Source organism: Streptomyces misionensis (genome assembly GCF_900104815.1).
GTDB lineage: Bacteria > Actinomycetota > Actinomycetes > Streptomycetales > Streptomycetaceae > Streptomyces > Streptomyces misionensis.
The window spans coordinates 2443462-2457057 of sequence record NZ_FNTD01000004.1 but is presented as its reverse complement, the minus strand read 5'-3'; the positions used below and the strand labels follow the sequence as shown (position 1 = coordinate 2457057).

15 protein-coding genes are annotated in these 13596 nt (G+C 74.7%); 7 read left to right on the top strand and 8 right to left on the bottom strand.

The window, feature by feature from the left end; all coding sequences use genetic code 11:
• Positions 1-23 precede the first annotated feature (23 nt).
• Complete coding sequence (locus tag BLW85_RS12785; RefSeq protein WP_074992100.1) at positions 24-809, bottom strand: adenosylcobinamide-GDP ribazoletransferase; 786 nt, start codon at positions 807-809, stop codon at positions 24-26.
• A 63-nt stretch (positions 810-872) separates the two neighbouring features.
• Here BLW85_RS12785 and BLW85_RS12780 point away from each other — a divergent pair, with 63 nt between their 5' ends.
• Positions 873-1640 carry a hypothetical protein gene (locus BLW85_RS12780; RefSeq protein WP_074992099.1) on the top strand — a complete coding sequence of 256 codons (768 nt, stop codon included), beginning with the start codon at positions 873-875 and terminating at the stop codon, positions 1638-1640.
• 20 nt (positions 1641-1660) lie between these two features.
• Here BLW85_RS12780 and BLW85_RS39775 read toward each other — a convergent pair whose 3' ends face one another.
• The 3 genes from BLW85_RS39775 to cobT all read right to left on the bottom strand — a co-directional run bounded on the left by BLW85_RS39775 (position 1661) and on the right by cobT (position 5430).
• Positions 1661-2383: a hypothetical protein gene (locus tag BLW85_RS39775; RefSeq protein WP_074992098.1), complete on the bottom strand. Its 723-nt coding sequence runs from the start codon at positions 2381-2383 to the stop codon at positions 1661-1663.
• Between the two features lie 24 nt (positions 2384-2407).
• Positions 2408-4204: a phosphatidylglycerol lysyltransferase domain-containing protein gene (locus BLW85_RS12770; protein WP_074992097.1), complete on the bottom strand. Its 1797-nt coding sequence runs from the start codon at positions 4202-4204 to the stop codon at positions 2408-2410.
• 92 nt (positions 4205-4296) lie between these two features.
• Positions 4297-5430: a nicotinate-nucleotide--dimethylbenzimidazole phosphoribosyltransferase gene (gene cobT, locus BLW85_RS12765; RefSeq protein ID WP_074992096.1), complete on the bottom strand. Its 1134-nt coding sequence runs from the start codon at positions 5428-5430 to the stop codon at positions 4297-4299.
• Between the two features lie 125 nt (positions 5431-5555).
• Between cobT and BLW85_RS39770 the strand changes: the two genes are divergently transcribed.
• Positions 5556-6140: a methyltransferase domain-containing protein gene (locus BLW85_RS39770; RefSeq protein ID WP_208624834.1), complete on the top strand. Its 585-nt coding sequence runs from the start codon at positions 5556-5558 to the stop codon at positions 6138-6140.
• Here BLW85_RS39770 and BLW85_RS12755 read toward each other — a convergent pair.
• Positions 6041-7243, bottom strand: a complete 1203-nt coding sequence (locus BLW85_RS12755; protein ID WP_070028660.1) for a bifunctional adenosylcobinamide kinase/adenosylcobinamide-phosphate guanylyltransferase — start codon at positions 7241-7243, stop codon at positions 6041-6043. The two genes, BLW85_RS39770 and BLW85_RS12755, sit on opposite strands and share 100 nt — an antisense overlap.
• Positions 7244-7323: 80 nt before the next feature.
• Between BLW85_RS12755 and BLW85_RS12750 the strand changes: the two genes are divergently transcribed.
• Positions 7324-7536, top strand: a complete 213-nt coding sequence (locus BLW85_RS12750; RefSeq protein WP_070028659.1) for a hypothetical protein — start codon at positions 7324-7326, stop codon at positions 7534-7536.
• A 55-nt stretch (positions 7537-7591) separates the two neighbouring features.
• On the opposite strand, the gene BLW85_RS12745 is transcribed toward BLW85_RS12750, so the two are convergent.
• The 3 genes from BLW85_RS12745 to BLW85_RS12735 form a co-directional block, all read right to left on the bottom strand.
• Complete coding sequence (locus tag BLW85_RS12745) at positions 7592-8662, bottom strand: S1C family serine protease (protein WP_074992095.1); 1071 nt, start codon at positions 8660-8662, stop codon at positions 7592-7594.
• 56 nt (positions 8663-8718) lie between these two features.
• Positions 8719-9420, bottom strand: a complete 702-nt coding sequence (locus BLW85_RS12740; protein ID WP_074996053.1) for a class I SAM-dependent methyltransferase — start codon at positions 9418-9420, stop codon at positions 8719-8721.
• An 83-nt stretch (positions 9421-9503) separates the two neighbouring features.
• Positions 9504-10127 carry a DUF3043 domain-containing protein gene (locus BLW85_RS12735; protein WP_107409111.1) on the bottom strand — a complete coding sequence of 208 codons (624 nt, stop codon included), beginning with the start codon at positions 10125-10127 and terminating at the stop codon, positions 9504-9506.
• 278 nt (positions 10128-10405) lie between these two features.
• On the opposite strand from BLW85_RS12735, the gene BLW85_RS12730 reads away from it, so the two are divergent.
• From BLW85_RS12730 to BLW85_RS12715, 4 genes are all read left to right on the top strand, one after another.
• The gene (locus BLW85_RS12730; protein WP_070028656.1) at positions 10406-11203 is read left to right on the top strand and encodes a PspA/IM30 family protein; all 798 of its coding nucleotides are present in this window, start codon (positions 10406-10408) and stop codon (positions 11201-11203) included.
• A 50-nt stretch (positions 11204-11253) separates the two neighbouring features.
• Entirely contained in the window at positions 11254-11532 is a 279-nt protein-coding gene (pspAA, locus tag BLW85_RS12725) for a PspA-associated protein PspAA (protein WP_070028655.1), read from the top strand.
• A 67-nt stretch (positions 11533-11599) separates the two neighbouring features.
• Positions 11600-12853 (top strand): sensor histidine kinase, encoded by a 1254-nt coding sequence (locus BLW85_RS12720; RefSeq protein WP_074992094.1) that lies wholly within the window; start codon positions 11600-11602, stop codon positions 12851-12853.
• The gene (locus BLW85_RS12715) at positions 12850-13530 is read left to right on the top strand and encodes a response regulator transcription factor (RefSeq protein WP_070028653.1); all 681 of its coding nucleotides are present in this window, start codon (positions 12850-12852) and stop codon (positions 13528-13530) included. Before BLW85_RS12720 ends, BLW85_RS12715 begins: the two co-directional genes overlap by 4 nt.
• The last annotated feature ends 66 nt before the right edge of the window (positions 13531-13596 follow it).

Below are 13596 nucleotides of genomic sequence, written 5' to 3'. Positions count from 1 at the left end.
CGGCCGATGGCGTCGCCGAGCGGTCAGGGCGCGAAGGCCAGCACCACCAGTGCCGTCGTCGCGGCCGTCTCCGCGAGGGCGCCGAACACGTCTCCGGTGAGCCCGCCGAAACGCCGTACACAGCGGCGCAGCAGGAGTTCGGCGGCGGCGAGGGCGAGCAGCACGGCGGCCGCGGCGCGCCAGCCGCCGTGCGGGCCGAGGGCGGCCCCCCAGCCGGCCGCGGCGGCCGTGCACAGCGCCGTGAGCGCCAGCGCGCCCGGCACCGGCACCACCCCGGCGACCGCCGCGCCGAGCCCCTCCGGCCGGGCGGCCGGCACCCCGGTGCGGGCGGCCAGGGTGAGCGCGAGCCGGGCGGCCACCGCGGAGGTCACCGCGGCCGCCGCGCCCCGCGCCCACGAGTCGCCGAACAGCTGTGCCAGCACGGCGACTTGGGCGAGCAGCACCAGGACCAGGGTGAGCACCCCGAACGGGCCGATGTCCGACTGCTTCATGATGCGCAGCGCGTCCGCGGCGGGCTTGCCGCTGCCCAGCCCGTCGGCGGTGTCGGCGAGCCCGTCCAGGTGCAGTCCCCGGGTCAGCGCGGCGGGGACGGCGACCGAGCCGACGGCGGCGAGCAGCGGGCCCGCGCCGAGGAACAGCAGGACCAGTCCGAGGGCCGCCGCGAGGGCGCCCACGACCAGGCCGACGGCGGCGGCGGCGAGCATGCCCCCGCGTGCCGCCCCGCGGTCCCAGCGGTGCACCCGCACGGGGAGCACGGTCAGGGTGCCGAAGGCGAAACGGAGACCGTCGAACGGGGAGGACGTGCGCATCGGCGCAGGTTACCCGGCGGCCGCGGGCCGCCCGGGGCGAGGCACCGGGGATAAAGTGCGCACATGGGGCACTGGTGGGTGCGGAACATCGTCGAACCGGGCAAGCTTCCGCTGCTGCTCGCCCTCGCCGCCTTCGTCCTGACCTTCGCCGTCACCCGGGCGATCACCCGTCTGATCCGGGCGGGCAGGGGACCGTTCCGCAACGTCAGCGCGGGCGGCCTGCACATCCACCACGCCGTCTTCGGGGTGGTGCTCGTCGTCGTGGGCGGCTTCGGCGCGTTCGCCGGCGACCGGCACGGCGCGGGCGAGGCGATCGCCGCCGTGGTGTTCGGTGCCGGCGCGGGACTGGTCCTGGACGAGTTCGCGCTGATCCTGCACCTGGACGACGTGTACTGGACCGAGGAGGGCCGCAAGAGCGTCGAGGCGGTGGTGCTCACCGCGGCCCTCGTGGCCCTGCTGCTCGCCGGGTTCGCGCCGTTCGGCGTCAACGACCTCACCGCGCGGGAACTCGCCGACCGGGGCACCGTCATCGCCAACATCTGCGCCAACTTCGTGCTCTCGCTGATCGCCCTGAGCAAGGGCAAGGCCCGGCTCGCGGTGTTCGGCGCGATCGTCCCGCTGGTCGCGCTGTTCGGCGCGGTCCGGCTGGCCCGCCCGTACTCCCCGTGGGCCCGCCGCTGCTACGGCCGCCGCCCCCGCGCCCGTGCCCGCGCCACCCTGCGCGCCTACCGCCACGACCGCCGCTGGTCCCGCCCCGGCCGCGCCCTGGAGGACTGGATCGGCGGCCGCCCCGACCCGAAGACGCCCCGGCCGCCCGAAGAGCTCCGCTGAGGCCGTCGTACCCGCGCCGCTCAGGACCCGATCGGTGGCGGCCCGGCGTCGGCGCGGGGCCGGCCGGGCGGGGGCTGCCGCCTCGGCAGGCCGGGGCGGGCGCGGCGGGCCGCCACCGCCAGGCACAGCGAGCCCACGGCCATCAGGGCGGCCAGGTGCTCCTTGCCTGCCAGGTTCTCCTTCAGCAGCACCTCGGCGACCATCGCCACGGTCACCGCGCCCGCCGTGTGATAGGCGCCGTGGCGCCAGGCCACGAACACCGCGAGGCCCACCACGGCCGCCGACGGGCCGGTGTCCACCACCTGCGCGTCCGTCCACGGCAGCCCGAACGGGGCGTGCGCGCCCAGCGCGATGCCGATGCGCGCGTACAGGGTCCCGGCGAGCGTGGCGAGGTAGGCGATGACCAGCGTCCGCCACCAGCCCAGGCACAGCTCGGCGATCCCGAACACCAGCAGGATCTGCGCCAGCGCGCCCCACACCGGCAGGTCGAGGGCGGGCACGAACAGCGACAGCGGGGTGCGCAGCAGCCCCAGCCACAGCGGGTCCTCGGCCCGCACCGCGCCGAGGTCCTGCACCAGCCGGAACCCCCACGGCCGGTTCTGCGCGAACTGGAGCAGCGCCGTCAGCGACACCGCCGCGGCGGTCACCGGCATCGCCCGCGGGCGCGGCCCCGGCAGGGGCCCGCGTACGGTGCCGTACAGCGGTCCCCACTCGGCGCGGGCCCAGCGGGCGAACGATCCCATGCGGTCTTCCCTACCCCGGTACGGTCATCGACGGCCGCCCAGCTGCCTGCGGTGCAGCCACCTGGGCAGCCCCGGCGCCTCCAGGAAGCCCTCCGCGCGGGCCGAGGCGAGGCCGATGCGCGGCAGGTCCGCGCTCTTCTCGAAGAGCAGGAACCGCGGCTCCCAGATGGGCCGGTACTTGGCGTTGGCGCGGTACAGCGACTCGATCTGCCACCAGCGGGAGAAGAAGCTGAGCAGCGACCGCCACAGCCTGAGCACCGGTCCGGCACCCAGGCGCGCCCCCCGTTCGAAGACCGAGCGGAACATCGCGAAGTTCAGCGAGACCTGTGTGACCCCGATCTCCGGGGCGCGCCGCAGCAGTTCGATGACCATGAACTCCATCAGCCCGTTCTCGGCGTCCCGGTCGCGCCGCATCAGGTCCAGCGACAGCCCGTTCGGTCCCCAGGGCACGAACGACAGCAGCGCCCGCGGCCGGCCCCGGGCGTCCGTGCACTCCAGCATCACGCAGCGCCCGTCCTCGGGGTCCCCGAGCCGGCCGAGGGCCATGCTGAACCCGCGCTCGGTCGCGCCGTCCCGCCAGTCGTCCGCGCGCTGGACGAGCAGCGCCATCTCGTGCGCCGGGATGTCCTCGTGGCGCCGGACGCGCACCTCGTACCCCGCGCGCTTCACCCGGTTGTAGGCCTGCCGCACGGTGCGCATCGCCCGCCCCTCCAGGGTGAAGTCGGCGACCTCCACGATCGCCTCGTCCCCGAGTTCCAGCGCGTCCAGGCCGTGCCGGGCGTACACGGTGCCCGCCTCCTCGCTCGCCCCCATCACCGCCGGGATCCAGCCGTGCGCCCGCGCCTTCGCGAGCCACGGCACGATCGCCCCGGGCCAGGCCTCCGGATCGCCCAGCGGGTCCCCGGAGGCGAGGCTCACCCCGCCGACGACCCGGTAGGCGACGGCCGCCTTGCCGGTCGGCGACCACACCACGCTCTTCTCCCGGCGCAGCGCGAAGTAGCCCAGCGAGTCACGCTCGCCGTGCCGCTCCAGCAGCGCCCGCAGCCGTTTCTCGTCGTCCGCGGTGAGCGGGTCCACGGCCCGCCGGGAGCGGAAGGCGGCGTAGAAGACGGCGAGCACCAGGGCCGTACTGAGCACGTTGATCGCGACATTGGCCCAGTTGGGCGGGGCGATGCCGGGGAAGTGGTGCTCGTCGGCGGAGACCGAGACCAGCCGCAGGGCGCCGAAGTGCCAGCGCTCGAAGAAGGTCGAACGGGCCGCGTCCGGCGCCTCGTTGGTGACCGTCACCAGCAGCCCGGCCAGCAGGGAGGCGGCCGCCCCGCCGCAGACGGCGACCGTGGCCGCGAGCCGGGGGTTGGCGCGGTCGCCCTTGGCGTAGAACTCCCGCCGCCCCACGAGCAGCGCCCCGACGAACGCGGCCGTCAGCACCAGCGAGACCCAGTTCTGCGCGTACCGGTGGATCTCCGGGAACGCCATGGCGAACGCGAACAGCGCGAGGAAGGCGCCGCTGAGCACCAGGTTGAGGATCCACGCGGCGCGCTTGCGGCGCCGCATCGTGATCGCCAGGAACGCGGTGAACACCCCGGAGGCGAAGCCGGCGGTCAGCAGGTACGGCGTGAAGAAGTCGTCCTGGTTGTGCCGGCGCACGTCCTGGTAGAGCGAGACCCACACCGCGGTGAGGAAGTTGACGAAGGCGACGGTGCGCAGGTACCAGACGGCGAAGGCGGCGGCCCGCCGGGAGGCCCCGCCGCCCCGCCGCTCCTCCTCGACCGAACCCCCCGCCTCCACGCGCTGCGACACGGCAATCCGGGCATCTCCCATAGCCAAGGATCTTATGGGGGGCTGCCGTGGCGAACCGGACTTATCCGGTGAACCGCTTGTAAAACCGGCCAGTTGGGCGGGGGTGGCGCGCCCTACTCCGCGGACCCCTGCGGCCGCTCGCCGGCCTCCGGCTCCTGCTCGCCGTCGGCGTCCTTCCCGTCCTCGGCCTCCTGCTCGTCGTCCGGCCTCTCCGGCAGCTCCGCGGCCAGCGCCGCCGCGGCCTGGACCAGCGGCAGGGCCAGCAGCGCGCCCAGGCCCTCGCCGGTCTTCACGCCCTGCGCCAGCAGCGGCTCCAGCGCCATCCGGTCCAGGGCCTTCGCCTGCCCCGGCTCCCCGCTGTCGTGCCCGGCCAGCCACCAGTCCGGCGCCCGGAAGGCGACCCGCTGCGCGACCAGCGCGCACGCGGTGGTCACCACCCCGTCAAGGATCACCGGAAGCTTCCGCACCGCGCACTGGAGCAGGAACCCGGTCATCGCCGCGAGGTCCGCCCCGCCCACCGCCGCCAGCAGCTGCAACTGGTCCCCGAGCACCGGCCGCGCCCGGCGCAGCGCGTCCCGGATCGCGGCGCACTTGCGCATCCACGTCAGGTCGTCGATCGCGTGCCCGCCCCGCCCGGTCACCACCGACGCGTCGGTCCCGCACAGCGCCGCGACCAGCACCGCGGCCGCCGTGGTGCCGCCCACGCTGACGTCGCCGAGCACCACCAGGTCCGTGCCGGAGTCCGCCTCCTCGTCGGCCACGGCCATGCCCGCCCGCACCGCGGCCTCCGCCTCGTCCAGGGTGAGCGCGTCCTCGATGTCGATACGGCCGCTGCCGCGCCGCACCCGGTGCCGGGTGACCTCCTCGGGGAAGGCGCCCGGGTCGCAGTCCAGGGCCATGTCCACGACCCGTACCGGCACCCGGAGCCGGCGCGCGAGCACCGCGGCGGGGCTCGCGCCCTCCAGCACGTCCCGCACCAGCCGCTCGGCGCCGCCCGCGGGCCGCGCCGAGACGTCCAGCGCGGCGATGCCGTGGTCACCCGCGAAGAGGACCAGCCGGGGCCGCTCGACGGGCCGTACCGGTACGGCGTTCTGCGCGGCGGAGAGCCACTCGCCCAGCTCGTCCAGGCGCCCCAGCGCCCCGGCCGGCACGATCTGGCGCTCCCGCCGGGCCTCGGCGTCGCGGCGCACGCCCCCGTCCGGGCGCTCGATCAGATCGGTGAAGTCGTCCAGATCAATCCTGCTCATTCGCCGAACAGTACCGCCCGGGAGCGAACGTCCCGGCGCCACATCGGCGCGATGTCATTGCGTCCTGGATCGGCATCCCATACGTTCCGTTTTGCAGCGAAATGTCGCACAGGGAGTCGCCGTCCATGCCGACCTTCCACGAACGCCGCACGGAACAGCTCCGGCACCGGCTCACCGCCCGCGCCCTGTCCGCGCTGCCGGAGCCGGAGAGCTGGCTGGACGTGGACACCGGCGACGGCCGCTTCCCCGAGGCGGCGAGGAAGCACTTCCCCTACACGAGCTTCGACGGGCTGGACCCGACGGACGGCCTGGAGCGGGCCCTGGCGGCGGACCGGATCGAGGAGGCGTACCGCGGCCGGCTCACGACCCCGGGACTGACCGACCGCCTCCGCTCCCGCTACGACGTCGTCACCATCCTGCGCCCCCCGTCCGACGCCCCCGACGCCGAACTGCGGGCCGCCCTCGCCGTCCTGCGCCCCGGCGGCCACGTCGTCCTGCACCGCGGCTGGGCCCGGATCGCCGCGGGCACCCCCTCGTGCACGGTCCTGCCGCCCACCTGGCGGCTGCCCTTCCTCGGCCGCCCGGGACCCGCGCCCGGCGGTGCCGTCCCCTACCCGCGCAGCACCATCGCCTGCCCGGCGACCACCAGCAGCACCTGCTCGCACTCCGCGCCGAACGCCGCGTTCAGCCGGCCCAGTTCGTCGCGGTAGCGGCGGCCCGACGCCGTCGCCGGCACGATCCCCGAGCCGACCTCGTTCGACACCGCGACCACGGTACGGCGGGTGCGGCGGACCGCCTCCGTGAGCGAGCGCACCCGCTCCCGCAGCGCCTTCTCGCCCCCGCCCGCCCACTCCGCGTCGTCCCACGCCCCGACCTCGTCCATGACATCGGTCAGCCACAGCGACAGGCAGTCGATCAGCACCGGCGGCCCGTCCTCGCGGAGCACCGGCTCCAGGTCAGTCGTCTCCGCCGTGCGCCACGACCCCGGCCGCCGCTCCCGGTGCGCGGCCACCCGCGCCGCCCACTCGGTGTCCCCGCCCCGGGTGCCGCCGGTCGCCACGTACAGCACGTCCGGGAAGGACTCCAGCCGCCGCTCGGCCTCCACCGACTTGCCCGAGCGCGCCCCGCCGAGCACCAGCGTCCGCCGCGGCACGTCCGGCACCTCCTCGTACGCCCCGACCACCAGCGTCGTACCGTCGGGCACGGCACGCGCCCCCGCCGCGGCCAGCCGCCGCCGCAACTCCGCCCCCGGCGGCACGTCGTGGTCCAGGTGGACCGCGACGACGTCCGTGGTCGGCCCCGCGGAGCCCACCGCGCGCAGCCGGGCCAGCGCGTCCGGGCGGCCCACCACGTCCGCGAGGACCAGGTGGTACGACTCCGCCGTCCCCGTCTCCAGACCCGCCGGCGCCCCACCGGGCGGCAGGTACAGCAGCCGCTGCCCGTCCGGACCGGTCACCGCGTACCCGGTGCCGCCCGCGTCCATCGCCACCGCCCGCACCCGGTGCCCCGTCAGCAGCGCCAGCTCCCGCCCGTCCGGCACCCGCCCCGGCTGCGGCAGCCCGGCCGGCACCTCCACCGGGGGCCCGTCGTGCGGATGGGACAGGAGCACCTGGCGCACACCGGCCAGCGAGTGCCCGGCCCGGGCCGCCGCGAAGGCCGCGCCCGGCGTGAGGTCAAGCAGCAGTGCGCCGTCCACCAGCAGCGCGGTGGCCGCCCGCGCGTCCGGCCCCAGCGCCGTCGCGCAGGCGGCACAGGGGCAGTCGGGGCGGGGCAGTCCGGCGGGGGCGCCGGTACCGAGCAGAGTCACTTCCACGGAACGATTTTCGCCTGTCCGATCGGGTATTGCGCTTCCGTCTACTCTTCCAGCACGCGTCGGAGCACAAGGAGGCCCACATGACGGCATGGACGTGGCGGTTCGAGAAGGCCGACGGGACGGAGGTCCAGCCCGCGGTCCAGCCCGAGGAGTTCGGCACCCAGGGGGACGCCGAGTCCTGGGTGGGGGAGCACTGGAAGGCGCTGCTGGAGGGCGGCGCGGACCAGGTGCGGCTGTTCGAGGACGGCACCGAGGTCTACGGGCCGATGAGCCTGCACGCCGACGCCGCCTGACCCGTGGTGAGGAGGGGCGCGCCCCCGGAGCCGCACTCCGGCGCCGTACCCCTCCTCACTGCTCGCCCAGCGTCACCTGGGCCGTCCGCCGCGTCCCGTCCCGCAGATAGGTCACCGGCGTGCGCCCGCCGGGCCGGCCCGCGGCCAGGGCCTCCTGGAGGGAGGTGATGGTGGTGACGGACCGGTCGCCGACCCGGGTGATGATGTCGCCGACCCGCAGCCCGGCCCGGTCCGCGGGGCCGCCGCTCTGCACGGTGACGACGGCCACCCCGGCCGGCTGGAGCCGGTCGTCCACCACGGTCCGCCCGGTGATGCCGAGCGCGGCCCGCCCCGAGTCCACCACCCGGCCCTCGCGCACGATCTGCCCGGCGATGGTCCGTGCCATCGACGCCGGGATGGCGAAACCGATCCCGGCCGCCGCGCTGCCGAGGCTGGGGTCGGCCGCGGCGAGCGTCGGGATGCCGATGACCTGCCCGTCCAGGTTGACCAGGGCGCCGCCGCTGTTGCCCGGATTGATGGCCGCCGACGTCTGCACCATGTTGGCGATCGTGGCGCCGGTGCCCCCGCCGCCGCTGCCCTCGCTCACCGTCCGCCCGGTCGCCGAGACGATCCCCTGGGTCACGCTGGACGACAGCCCGAGCGGCGACCCCATGGCCAGCACGATCTGGCCGACCTCCACCTTCTCGCTGTCGCCGAACACCGCGGGCCGCAGCCCGTCCGGCACCCGGTCCAGCTTGATCACCGCCAGGTCCTGCTGGGGGTAGGAGTACACGAGGGTCGCCGTCAGCGGCTCCTCGCTGCCCGCCGTCGTCACCCGGAAGGTCTTCTCGTCGCCGACCACGTGCGCGTTGGTGACGATGTGCCCCCGGTCGTCGTACACGATCCCGGAACCGAGGTCACGGCTCGCCTCGATCTGCACGACCGACGGCAGCGCCTGCCGGATGACCCGCTGGTACGCGCTCTGGAGATCGCCCGCCGCCATCGGTACGGCCGCCGGGCTCCCCGTCGCCGCGTCGTGCCGCGCGCCCGGTGCGGCCGGACCCTCGCAGCCGGTGAGCGCCGTGCCGCACACCAGCAGCAGAACCGTGATCACCCGGCGCAGGACAGGAGTACGGGAAGCGTCCATGCCCCGAGTCTGGCCGCGCGGTGATCAGCGGGCCCGTCGTGTTGCCCCGAACGGGCTCAGCCCCGTACCCCGCACAGATGCAGCAGTGCCGCGACCCCCCGGTAGGGGTCCGTGCGGCCGGCCCGCTCCTCGACCGCGAGCAGCGTCTCCAGATCGGCCGGCGGGGCCGCGTCGTCCGCCGCCGTGTCCGTGAAGACCCGGACGCCGTACCAGGCGTGCAGCGGGGCGGCGATGCCGGCGAGGGTGCCGGTCAGTTCGGCCAGCCGGTCCGCCCGCACGTTCAGGCCCAGGCGGTTGGTGTAGGCGGTGGTGTCGAAGGCGGCCAGGGCACCCGCCCAGTCGCCGGTCAGGCCGGGCCGCATGGCGAGCCCGTCGCCGTTGCGCACCAGCAGGGAGAGCAGCCCGCCGGGCGCCAGCATCCGGGCCAGGCCGGCCACCAGCGGGTCGGGCTCCTCGACGTACATCAGCACGCCGTGGCAGAGCACCAGGTCGAAGCTGCCCGGCAGGAAGTGCACCCCGGTGTCCCGGCCGTCGCCCTGCACCAGCCGGACCCGCTCCCGTATGCCCTCCGGTTCCCGGTCCAGCGCCTCGCGCGCGGCGGCGATCATCACCGGGTCCTGCTCGACGCCGGTCACCTGATGGCCGAGCCGGGCCAGCCGCAGGGCCTGCGTGCCCTGGCCGATCCCCACGTCGAGCACCCGCAGCCGCCGCCCGACCGGGAACCGCCCGGCTATCTGCTCGTCGAGCTGCCGCGCCACCAGTTCCTGGCGCACGACGTCGCGCAGCCCGCCCACCTTGTCCAGCCAGGAGTGGGCCGCACCTGAGGTGAAAGCGTCTGCGCTCAGGGCCGCTCTCCGCGCTTGACCTGCGGCTTCGGCAGCCGGAGCCGGCGCATCTGGAGGGAGCGCATCAGGGCGTACGCCACCGCGCCACGGGTGTTGCCGTCCGGGAAGCGCTCCTTGAGCCGCTTCTTCAGCCGGAAGCCGCTGACCGCCGCGTCCAGCACGATCAGGACGATCACCACGGCCCACAGCAGCAGCGCGATGTTCTGCAGCGCGGGCACCCGCACGACGCTGAGCACGAGGATCACGATGGCGAGCGGCAGGAAGAACTCGGCCACGTTGAACCGGGAGTCCACCCAGTCACGGGCGAACCTGCGCACGGGCCCCTTGTCCCGGGCCGGCAGATAGCGCTCGTCGCCGCTGGCCAGCGCCTGGCGCTGCCTCTCCAGCGCCTGCCGGCGCTCCTCGCGCGACCGCTTGGCGGCGTCCTTGCGGTTCGTCGGGGTGTGGGCGACGCTGCGGCGCTGGGACTGGGCCTCACTGCGCTTGGGAGTGGGCCTGCCCTTGGGGGCCTGCGGGTCGCGGGGCTGCTTGGAGAAGTTCACCGGCTTGTCGGCCTGGGGCTTCTCATCCTTGGCACGGCTACGGAACACAAAGACCAAGGGTAAGGGCTCCGGCGGCATGGACCGCAGCCCGAACGGGAACGATCCCGCAACACCGAGCGTCTGTACGACGCAGAGGGGACGTTCCCGTGGATGCGAGAAGCAGCCGGACGGGGCCCGATCCGGGCCCGGCTCGGGGGTCGTCTCCTCCCTGCGCCGGAGCGGCACTCTCCGCAGTCGTTCTTGGGGATGAGCGCATCACGCCCCGGACAGTGCGGTAATGGAGGCAGGGCCCGTACTGTGGGTCTTGTCGCAGGATCGGTGAGCTGGAGTCCGTCAGAAGGGGGCGCGCGAAGCCCATGAGCGGTGTCATGAAGCGTATGGGGATGATCTTCCGCGCGAAGGCGAACAAGGCCCTTGACCGGGCCGAGGACCCGCGCGAAACCCTCGATTACTCGTACCAGAAGCAGCTCGAACTGCTCCAGAAGGTGCGCCGCGGCGTCGCCGACGTGGCGACCAGCCGCAAGCGCCTGGAACTCCAGCTCAACCAGTTGCAGCAGCAGTCCGGCAAGCTGGAGGACCAGGGCCGCAAGGCGCTGGCGCTCGGCCGCGAGGACCTGGCCCGCGAGGCGCTGTCCCGGCGCGCCGCGCTCCAGCAGCAGGTGACCGACCTGGAGACGCAGCACGCCACCCTCCAGGGCGAGGAGGAGAAGCTCACCCTGGCGGCCCAGCGCCTCCAGGCCAAGGTGGACGCCTTCCGCACCAAGAAGGAGACCATCAAGGCCACCTACACCGCCGCCCAGGCCCAGACCCGGATCGGCGAGGCCTTCTCCGGCATCTCCGAGGAGATGGGCGACGTCGGCCTCGCGATCCAGCGCGCCGAGGACAAGACCCAGCAGCTCCAGGCCCGCGCCGGCGCCATCGACGAACTGCTCGCTTCCGGCGCCCTGGACGACCCGACCGGCATGGCCAAGGACGACATCGCCGCCGAGCTGGACCGGCTCTCCGGTGGTAGTGATGTAGAGCTGGAGCTTCAGCGCATGAAGGCCGAGCTGGCCGGAGGCACCCAGCAGCAGGCCATCGAGGGCGGCACCGGACAGGGGCAGTCCCAGGGCCGGCAGCAGCCGCAGGACACCCCGCGCTTCGACAAGCAGTAGGTCCTCCGACCAGCGGCAGGACGGCGCCGGGACGAGCCGAGGAGGCCGACGTGATCGTACGGATCATGGGGGAGGGCCAGGTCAGGCTGGACGACTCCCACTTCGCCGAGCTGAACGAGCTGGACGACGAACTGCTGGCCGAGATGGAGGGTGGCGACGAGGAGGGCTTCCGCCGCACCCTCGCCACCCTCCTCGACGCCGTACGACGGCTCGGGGCGCCGCTCGGCGCCGACGAGCTGGAGCCCTCCGACCTGATCCTCCCGGCACCGGACGCGTCGCTGGAGGAGGTCCGTACGATGCTCGGCGAGAACGGACTGATCCCGGACTGATCCCGGATCGCGGTGAGGGCACCCGCACCTCCGCGGCCCGGCCCCCGCTCGCCGTACTGTTCCTCAGGTGACCCCTCTGGAACGCGCCCGCCGCGAGCTGAAAGCCCACCCCCTCGCCCTGGACGCGGGCCTGGCGGCGGGCGTCCTCGTGTGCATGGTCGCCGGTTCCTTCGCGCTGCCGCACGGCACCGACGGCGTCACCTGGGGCATCCGCACCCCCGCCCCGCTCAGCCTCCTGCTGATGCTGCTCGCCGCCGCCGCCCTCGTCCCGCGCCGCCGCGCCCCGCGCACGGTCCTCGCGCTCACCTGCACCCTCTCCGTCGCGGAATGCGTCACCGGCGACCCCCGCGCCCCCGTCGCGATGTCCGCCGTCATCGCCCTGTACACCGTCGCCTCGACCACCGACCGCACCACCACCTTCCGCGTCGGCCTGCTCACCATGACCGTGCTGACCGCCGCCGCGATGCTCTTCGGCCCGCTGCCCTGGTACGCGCAGGAGAACCTGGGCGTGCTCGCCTGGACCGGCATCGGCGCCACCGCGGGCGACGCGGTCCGCAGCCGCCGTGCGGTCGTGCGGGCCATGCGGGAACGCGCCGAGCGCGCGGAGCGCACCCGCGAGGAGGAGGCCCGCCGCCGCGTCGCCGAGGAGCGGCTGCGCATCGCCCGCGACCTGCACGACGTCGTCGCCCACCACATCGCCCTGGTCAATGTGCAGGCCGGCGTCGCCGCGCACGTCATGGACAAGCGTCCCGACCAGGCCAAGGAGGCGCTCGCCCACGTCCGCGCGGCCGGCCGCAGCGCGCTCAGCGAACTGCGGGCGACCGTCGGACTGCTGCGCCAGTCCGGCGACCCGGAGGCCCCCACCGAGCCCGCCCCCGGACTGAGCCTGCTGGAGGAGCTGGCCGGCACCTTCCGCAGCGCCGGGCTCCCGGTGGAGGTGGCCCGCGCCGACCAGGGCACCCGGCTGCCGGCGGCCGTGGACCTCGCCGCCTACCGGATCGTCCAGGAGGCGCTGACCAACGTGCGCAAGCACGCGGGCGCCGGTGCCAGGGCCGAGGTGAGCGTCGTCCGCGTCGGACCGCACATCGAGGTCACCGTGGTGGACAACGGTTCCGGCGAGAGCGCTCCCGGGAACACCGCCCCCGAGGCCGGCGGCGGCCACGGACTGCTCGGCATGCGCGAACGCGTCGGCGCCCTGGGCGGCACCCTCACCACCGGACCCCGCTACGGCGGCGGTTTCCGCGTGCATGCGATCCTGCCCGTCAGCACCACCGACAACCGCATCGAAGGCGGTACGACGGCACCGGGGGAGCCCGTATGACGATCCGTGTCCTGCTCGCCGACGACCAGGCACTGCTGCGCAGCGCGTTCCGGGTGCTGGTCGACTCCGAGCCCGACATGGAGGTGGTGGGGGAGGCGTCCGACGGCGCGCAGGCGGTCCGGCTCGCCAGGGAGCGGCGCCCCGACGTCGTCCTCATGGACATCCGGATGCCCGGCACCGACGGCCTCGCCGCCACCCGGCTGATCGGCGAGGACCCCGAGCTGGCCCAGGTCAAGGTGGTCATCCTGACCACCTTCGAGGTGGACGACTACGTGGTCCAGTCGCTGCGCGCGGGTGCCTCCGGCTTCCTCGGCAAGGGCAGCGAGCCCGAGGAGCTGCTCAACGCCATCCGGGTCGCCGCGGCCGGCGACGCCCTGCTGTCCCCGTCCGCCACGAAGGGCCTGATCGCCCGCTTCCTCGCCCAGGGCGGCGGGGACGACGGCCGCGCCCCGGCCGGCTGCGAGCGGCTCGACGCGCTCACCGGCCGTGAGCGCGAGGTGCTCGTGCAGGTCGCGGGCGGGCACTCCAACGACGAGATCGCCGAACGCCTCGCGGTCAGCCCGCTGACCGTGAAGACGCACGTCAACCGGGCCATGGCCAAGCTGGGCGCGCGCGACCGGGCGCAGCTCGTGGTGATCGCGTACGAGTCGGGGCTGGTCCGTCCGCGGATGGAGTGATCTCCACCCGCGTGTACTGCGCGCGGAGTAGGGGCCCGCCGGGGAAATGGAACCGGGGGCCTACGG

Excerpts from the sequence above, each read along its gene's own strand:
- BLW85_RS12730 (WP_070028656.1), top strand. The coding sequence starts at position 10,406 with ATGAGCGGTGTCATGAAGCGTATGGGGATGATCTTCCGCGCGAAGGCG.
- BLW85_RS39770 (WP_208624834.1), top strand. The coding sequence starts at position 5,556 with ATGCCGACCTTCCACGAACGCCGCACGGAACAGCTCCGGCACCGGCTC.
- BLW85_RS12780 (WP_074992099.1), top strand. The coding sequence starts at position 873 with ATGGGGCACTGGTGGGTGCGGAACATCGTCGAACCGGGCAAGCTTCCG.
- BLW85_RS12715 (WP_070028653.1), top strand. The coding sequence starts at position 12,850 with ATGACGATCCGTGTCCTGCTCGCCGACGACCAGGCACTGCTGCGCAGC.
- BLW85_RS12735 (WP_107409111.1), bottom strand. The coding sequence starts at position 10,127 with ATGCCGCCGGAGCCCTTACCCTTGGTCTTTGTGTTCCGTAGCCGTGCC.
- BLW85_RS12770 (WP_074992097.1), bottom strand. The coding sequence starts at position 4,204 with ATGGGAGATGCCCGGATTGCCGTGTCGCAGCGCGTGGAGGCGGGGGGT.
- cobT (WP_074992096.1), bottom strand. The coding sequence starts at position 5,430 with ATGAGCAGGATTGATCTGGACGACTTCACCGATCTGATCGAGCGCCCG.
- BLW85_RS12785 (WP_074992100.1), bottom strand. The coding sequence starts at position 809 with ATGCGCACGTCCTCCCCGTTCGACGGTCTCCGTTTCGCCTTCGGCACC.
- BLW85_RS12750 (WP_070028659.1), top strand. The coding sequence starts at position 7,324 with ATGACGGCATGGACGTGGCGGTTCGAGAAGGCCGACGGGACGGAGGTC.
- BLW85_RS39775 (WP_074992098.1), bottom strand. The coding sequence starts at position 2,383 with ATGGGATCGTTCGCCCGCTGGGCCCGCGCCGAGTGGGGACCGCTGTAC.
- BLW85_RS12745 (WP_074992095.1), bottom strand. The coding sequence starts at position 8,662 with ATGGACGCTTCCCGTACTCCTGTCCTGCGCCGGGTGATCACGGTTCTG.